7 protein-coding genes and 1 other RNA gene are annotated in these 6,824 nt (G+C 55.0%); 3 read left to right on the forward strand and 5 right to left on the reverse strand.

What is annotated here, in order from left to right:
* Positions 1–18 precede the first annotated feature (18 nt).
* Positions 19–202: non-coding RNA, 6S RNA (ssrS, locus tag L977_RS23930), on the forward strand.
* A 24-nt stretch (positions 203–226) separates the two neighbouring features.
* On the forward strand, positions 227–823 hold the full coding sequence (locus L977_RS15075; RefSeq protein WP_014885149.1) for a 5-formyltetrahydrofolate cyclo-ligase: 597 nt from the start codon (positions 227–229) through the stop codon (positions 821–823).
* A gap of 115 nt (positions 824–938) precedes the next feature.
* Here the strand turns inward: L977_RS15075 and serA are convergent, their stop codons facing one another.
* Both serA and rpiA read right to left on the reverse strand, forming a co-directional pair.
* Positions 939–2,171: a phosphoglycerate dehydrogenase gene (gene serA / locus L977_RS15080; protein WP_014885150.1), complete on the reverse strand. Its 1,233-nt coding sequence runs from the start codon at positions 2,169–2,171 to the stop codon at positions 939–941.
* 267 nt (positions 2,172–2,438) lie between these two features.
* On the reverse strand, positions 2,439–3,098 hold the full coding sequence (gene rpiA, locus L977_RS15085) for a ribose-5-phosphate isomerase RpiA (RefSeq protein ID WP_003860091.1): 660 nt from the start codon (positions 3,096–3,098) through the stop codon (positions 2,439–2,441).
* Positions 3,099–3,225: 127 nt separating this feature from the next.
* On the opposite strand from rpiA, the gene argP reads away from it, so the two are divergent.
* Positions 3,226–4,119 carry a DNA-binding transcriptional regulator ArgP gene (gene argP, locus L977_RS15090; RefSeq protein ID WP_008499727.1) on the forward strand — a complete coding sequence of 298 codons (894 nt, stop codon included), beginning with the start codon at positions 3,226–3,228 and terminating at the stop codon, positions 4,117–4,119.
* Positions 4,120–4,163: 44 nt separating this feature from the next.
* Here argP and L977_RS15095 read toward each other — a convergent pair whose 3' ends face one another.
* The 3 genes from L977_RS15095 to mscS form a co-directional block, all read right to left on the reverse strand.
* The gene (locus L977_RS15095) at positions 4,164–4,895 is read right to left on the reverse strand and encodes an oxidative stress defense protein (RefSeq protein WP_014885152.1); all 732 of its coding nucleotides are present in this window, start codon (positions 4,893–4,895) and stop codon (positions 4,164–4,166) included.
* 92 nt (positions 4,896–4,987) lie between these two features.
* Positions 4,988–5,623 (reverse strand): arginine exporter ArgO, encoded by a 636-nt coding sequence (gene argO / locus L977_RS15100; RefSeq protein WP_023331253.1) that lies wholly within the window; start codon positions 5,621–5,623, stop codon positions 4,988–4,990.
* A 145-nt stretch (positions 5,624–5,768) separates the two neighbouring features.
* On the reverse strand, positions 5,769–6,623 hold the full coding sequence (mscS, locus tag L977_RS15105; RefSeq protein WP_023331254.1) for a small-conductance mechanosensitive channel MscS: 855 nt from the start codon (positions 6,621–6,623) through the stop codon (positions 5,769–5,771).
* Positions 6,624–6,824 lie beyond the last annotated feature (201 nt).

The following is a 6,824-nucleotide window of genomic DNA, read 5'->3' on the forward strand; positions in this document are numbered from 1 at the left end:
AGTAACTGTGAAGACAAAATTTCTCTGAGATGTTCGCAAGCGGGCCAGTCCCCTGAGCCGATATTTCATACCACAAGAATGTGGCGCTCCATGGTTGGTGAGCATGCTCGGTCCGTCCGAGAAGCCTTAAAACTATGACGACACATTCACCTTGAACCAAGGGTTCAAGGGTTACAGCCTGCGGCGGCATCTCGGAGATTCCCTCTTTCTTCTTCTACCTACTACCATGACTCAATTCCCTGAAGTTTCTGCCTCACGCCAGGATATCCGTCAACTTATTCGCCAGCGTCGTCGTGCACTTACGGCTGAACAACAGTCGCATTTTGCCCAGCAGGCCGCCGCCCGCATGATGGCGTGGCCCCCGGTGGTTATGGCTAACACGGTCGCTCTGTTCCTGTCGTTTGATGGCGAGCTCGATACCCAACCACTTATCGACCAGCTCTGGCGCGCCGGGAAGAAGGTTTATCTGCCGGTGCTGCATCCTTTTAGCAAAGGCAATCTTCTGTTTCTGCACTACCATCCGCACAGCGAGCTGGTGGTGAATCGTCTGAAAATTACCGAGCCCAAACTCGACGTGCGCGACGTGCTCCCGCTGTCACAGCTGGACGTGCTGATTACGCCGCTGGTGGCGTTTGATGAACAGGGCCAGCGCTTAGGAATGGGCGGCGGTTTTTACGACCGGACGCTGCAAAACTGGCAGCAGTATGGATTACAGCCGGTGGGGTATGCGCATGATTGTCAGGCTGTAGAAGCGTTGCCCGTCGAGAAATGGGATGTGCCGTTGCCAGCGGTAGTGACGCCATCGACGTTGTGGGAGTGGTGAAACAGGCGTGCAGCCTGATGCCCTCACCCCAGCCCTCTCCCACAGGGAGAGGGTGAAAACATAAAAAACGGTAACGATAGTTACCGTTTTGCATTTACCTCGCCACCCGACACCATCAGTAAAGCAGACGCGCGCGAATCGTCCCCGGAATCGCTTTCATGCTCTGCAGCGCTTTCTCGGCAACATCTTCATCCGCTTCGATATCAATCACCACGTAACCCATCTGCGAGTTGGTTTGCAGGTACTGGGCGGCAATGTTGACGCTCTGCTCGGCAAAGATTTGGTTGATAGCCGTCAGCACGCCAGGACGGTTTTCGTGGATGTGCAGCAGACGGCGACCACCGTGCAGCGGCAGAGACACTTCCGGGAAGTTCACCGCAGAGAGCGTGGAACCGTTGTCGGAGTATTTGCTCAGCTTACCCGCCACTTCAAGGCCGATATTCTCCTGCGCTTCCTGAGTAGACCCGCCGATGTGTGGCGTCAGGATCACGTTGTCGAATTCGCAGAGCGGAGAGTTAAACGGATCGCTGTTGGTGGCAGGCTCCGTCGGGAACACGTCAATGGCCGCCCCCGCCAGATGCTTACGCTTCAGAGCATCGCACAGCGCAGGGATGTCGACCACCGTACCGCGCGCGGCGTTGATCAGCAGTGAGCCCGGTTTCATCAGCGCCAGCTCTTCTGCACCCATCATGTTTTTGGTGGACGCATTTTCCGGCACATGCAGGCTTACCACGTCGCTCATGTTCAGCAGGTCAGAGAGATGCTGCACCTGCGTCGCATTCCCTAGCGGCAGCTTGCTTTCGATATCGTAAAAGTAGACGTGCATCCCCAAAGATTCCGCCAGAATCCCCAGCTGAGTACCGATGTGGCCATAGCCGATGATACCCAGTTTTTTACCGCGCGCTTCGTATGAGCCCGCAGCCAGTTTGTTCCACACGCCGCGGTGCGCTTTGGCGTTAGCCTCCGGAATACCGCGCAGCAGCAGCAGTAATTCGCCAATCACCAGCTCCGCCACGGAACGGGTGTTGGAGAACGGGGCGTTAAATACCGGGATACCGCGTTTGGCGGCAGCATTCAGATCAACCTGGTTGGTACCGATGCAGAAACAGCCAATCGCAACCAGCTTCTCCGCCGCAGCAATAACGTCTTCCGTCAGTTGAGTACGGGATCGCAGGCCAATGAAATGGGCATCACGGATGGACGCTTTCAGCTCTTCGGTATCGAGCGCGCCCTTGTGAAATTCGATGTTGGTGTAACCCGCCGCACGAAGGCTATCAAGCGCTTTCTGATGCACGCCCTCGACCAGCAGGAATTTAATCTTGTCTTTCTCCAGTGATACCTTTGCCATTTCCCCGACCCTGTTTTTTATCTGAACTGATGTTGTGCTGGATTGAAATCCGCTGTAGCCAACATATCAAAAAAAACTATTGCAGCAATATGAACGTTTGCGTCGGCACTCTGAAGAAAAGTCATACAGGGCAAAATGGCAGAGCAAAATGCTAAGGAAATTTACAAACGTGGCAGGATCGGCAAAAGAGGTGGAAAAACGTGACACAAGTCACCGAATTTAGCTTTTCAAAAATTTTTTAGCGGGGGGCGCGCTCCCCCCGTCAGATCATTTTACGATGGTTTTCACACCGTCAGCGGTGCCGATCAGCGCCACATCCGCGCCACGGTTGGCGAACAGCCCTACGGTGACAACGCCTGGAATACCGTTAATCGCATTTTCCAGGGCAATCGCGTCGAGAATTTCCAGGCCGTGCACGTCGAGGATGACGTTACCGTTATCAGTGACCACACCCTGACGGTATTCCGGACGACCACCCAGCTTCACCAGCTGACGGGCAACCGCACTCCGCGCCATCGGGATCACTTCGACCGGCAGCGGGAAATTACCCAGAATATCGACCTGCTTGGAGGCGTCAGCGATGCAGATAAATTTGTCTGCAACGGAAGCGATGATCTTTTCACGGGTCAGCGCTGCGCCACCGCCTTTGATCATCTGCATGTGGCCGTTGATTTCGTCTGCGCCATCAACGTAAATCCCAAGACGATCCACTTCGTTGAGATCGAAAACGGTAATGCCGAGGCTTTTCAGCTTTTCCGTGGACGCATCAGAGCTCGAAACCGCGCCCTCGATCTGCCCCTTCATCGTGCCCAGCGCATCGATAAAGTGTGCCGCCGTTGACCCCGTACCAACACCGACAATGGTACCTGGCTGTACGTACTGGAGAGCGGCCCATCCTACTGCTTTTTTCAGTTCATCCTGCGTCATGATCGTTTTGCCTGTGGTGTGAAAACTCAGGGCGCATTATAGAACACGTCGAATGGATTTCGTCTGCCACAAAGGGAAAATTGTGTCATAGTGCAGATTAAGCAAAATTTAGGAGCCAGCCAGAGCAATGAAACGTCCGGACTACAGAACACTACAGGCACTTGATGCAGTTATTCGTGAACGCGGTTTTGAGCGCGCAGCGCAAAAGCTGTGTATCACCCAGTCCGCCGTATCACAGCGTATCAAACAGCTTGAAAACATGTTCGGGCAGCCGCTGCTGGTGCGTACCGTGCCGCCTCGCCCAACGGAGCAAGGTCAAAAGCTCCTCGCCCTGCTGCGCCAGGTTGAGCTGCTGGAAGACGAGTGGCTGGGTGACGAACAAACGGGCTCCACGCCGCTGCTGCTCTCTCTGGCGGTCAACGCCGACAGTCTGGCAACCTGGTTACTGCCCGCCCTTGCCCCGGTCCTGGCCGACTCCCCGATTCGCCTGAATCTACAGGTTGAAGATGAAACCCGTACCCAGGAACGTCTGCGTCGCGGTGAAGTTGTTGGGGCGGTCAGTATTCAGCCTCAGGCGCTGCCAAGCTGCCTGGTGGATCAACTGGGGGCGCTGGACTACCTGTTTGTAGGTTCAAAAGCCTTTGCGGAGCGCTACTTCCCTAACGGCGTCACCCGCGCCGCGCTGCTGAAGGCGCCTGCCGTGGCGTTTGACCATCTGGACGATATGCATCAGGCGTTCCTGCAGCAGAACTTTGACCTGCCGCCGGGCAGCGTGCCGTGCCATATCGTCAACTCGTCTGAAGCTTTTGTGCAGCTTGCGCGTCAGGGCACTACCTGCTGTATGATCCCGCATCTGCAGATTGAGAAAGAGTTGAAAAGCGGTGAGTTGATTGATTTAACGCCGGGGCTGTATCAGCGCCGGATGCTCTACTGGCATCGTTTTGCGCCGGAAAGCCGCATGATGCGCAACGTCACCGATGCACTGCTGGCGTATGGGCATAAGGTGTTGAGACAGGATTAAAAAGAAAAAGCCGGGTGGCGGCTACGCCTTACCCGGCCTACAGGTTACTGAGCCGGTTTCGGCTGTGCTGCAACGGGCTCCAGCTGGAACACCACATCCACCTGATCGTCGAACTGAATGGTTGGCTGCTCGTAAGTTTCCTGCGCAGAAACCGGTGCCGCGTCAGCCTTCATCATCCGTACCATCGGGCTTGGCTGATAGTTAGAGACGTGGTAACGCACGCTGTATACCGGGCCAAGCTTGCTCTTGAAGCCGGACGCCAGCTGTTCAGCCTGGTGAATGGCATCATCAATCGCCGCTTTACGCGCTTCGTCTTTGTATTTCTCCGGTTGCGCAACGCCCAGCGACACGGAACGGATTTCGTTCAGACCAGCCTTCAGCGCACCATCCAGCAGTGAATTCAGCTTGTCCAACTGACGCACGGTCACTTCAACCGTACGCACGGCACGGTAGCCTTTCAGGATGCTTTTGCCGTTCTGGTAGTCGTAATCCGGTTGGGTACGCAGGTTAGCAGAGCTGATGTCTTTCTTGGCGACACCGTTCTGTTCCAGGAAGGAGAGATATTGCGCAACGCGGTCGTCCGCCTGTTTTTTGGCAGAGGCGGCATCTTTTGCAGCCACGTTGACTTCAATTGCCAGGGTTGCAACATCCGGTACCGCGTCCACGCTTGCGGTGCCTGACGTGACAATGTGCGGGCCATCCGGCAGTTCACTCGCCTGCGCCGACACCGCACCTAAACTCACTAATGCCGCCAGGGCCATCACTTTAAACTTCACTGTCATTCCTCCATGTTGCGAAGAGTGCCCCAGAAACAGGGCGCATGCCAGCAAGCTTAGCGGGTCTGGCTCAGTTGTCCATAAGACAACGCTTAGTTGAACAAACCCTGAACATGATGAACGCCCTCTTTCGCCAGCTGGAAAGCGATAAACCACATCACCAGACCGACCAGCGTATTAATGATGCGCTGGGCTTTGGCGGTCCGCAGTCGTGGCGCCAGCCACGCCGCCAGAATCGCAAGACCGAAGAACCACAGGAACGACGCGCTGACGGTTCCCAACGCAAACCAGCGTTTAGGCTCAACGTCCAGCTGTCCGCCGAGGCTACCCAGCACCACGAAGGTATCCAGATAGACATGCGGGTTAAGCCAGGTCACCGCCAGCATGGTGACGATAATCTTCCAGCGCCCCTGCTTCATCACTTCAGCGCTTGCCAGTTCGAGGTTACTGCTCATCGCCGTTTTCAACGCACCGAATCCGTACCACAACAGGAAGGCGACGCCGCCCCAGGTCACCAGCGCCAGCAGCCACGGCGACTGCATCAGAAGTGCACTCCCGCCAAAAATCCCGGCGCAGATCAGAAGCAAATCGCTCACCGCGCACAGCAGGGCAATCATCAGATGATACTGGCGGCGAATACCCTGGTTCATCACGAACGCATTCTGGGGACCGAGGGGAAGGATCATGGCCGCACCTAAAGCAAGGCCTTGAAAATAATAGGATAACATGACGAAATTCTCACAGTAATGTTCTGGATGCAGACTATACTGCGCGAATCACATTAGAGGAAATGGATAATATTAATTGGGGATTAGCAAGGCTTATAAAAGCAAAGCCCGGTGGCGCTGACGCTTACCGGGCCTGGGGGTGACGTTACTCTGCTTCTTTGACTTTTTTGACGTTCACGTCCATCTGCGGATACGGGAAGCTGATGCCGTTGGCGTCAAACTCACGCTTAATACGTTCCAGCACGTCCCAGTATACGTTTTGCAGATCGCTGCTTTTGCTCCAGATACGCACCACGAAGTTGATAGAGGACGCGCCCAGTTCGTTCAGGCGTATAGTCTGCTCTTTATCCTTCAGAATACGATCGTCAGAGGCAATGATGTTGCTAATCAGTGACTTCACCTGATCGATATCAGAGTCGTACGCTACGCTGATAATCAACTCATTACGACGTACCGGCTCACGGGAAAAGTTGGTGATGTTCCCATCGATGACCTTCTTGTTCGGCACGATCACGATTTTACCGTCTATCGAACGCAGCGTGGTGGAGAAAATCTGCACATTCAGCACGGTACCCGCCGTGCCGCCCAGATCGACATATTCACCGGCGCGGAACGGACGGAAGGTGACCAGCAGAACGCCAGCCGCCAGGTTAGCGAGCGAGCCCTGAAGTGCCAGACCAACGGCCAGACCGGCGGCGCCCAGCACGGCAATGACGGAGGCGGTCTGAACACCAACACGGCCTAATGCCGCAATGAGGGTAAACGCGATAATGCCATAGCGCACCAGCGCTGACAGGAAATCAGCAACCGTGGCGTCAATGTGGCGAGTGAGCATGACGCGATTGATGGCTCGGGAAACGGTACGGGCAACAATCATCCCCACGACAATAATGGCAATTGCCGCCGCAATATTCACGGCGTAGCTGATGAGCAGCGCCTGATTGCGCACCAGCCAGGAGCCAGCGTTATTGATGCTATCTACAACACCGAGATCTTCCATTTATCTTTCCTTATGCTCTTATAAACAACAAAAACCATCCCATAGCGAGACAGGCAGGTCAGTAAAGGGTAAACAAAAAGTACGCGTATTGCCAAGCAGATCACAAAAACAGGTATTGCAGGATATTGAAAAAGCATAAAAAAAGGCCCGCTATTGCGGTAATGCCGATCAGTTAAGGATCGGTTGACCGATCCCGTGGCT

This window comes from Enterobacter sp. ZOR0014, assembly GCF_000798855.1.
GTDB lineage: Bacteria > Pseudomonadota > Gammaproteobacteria > Enterobacterales > Enterobacteriaceae > Enterobacter > Enterobacter kobei.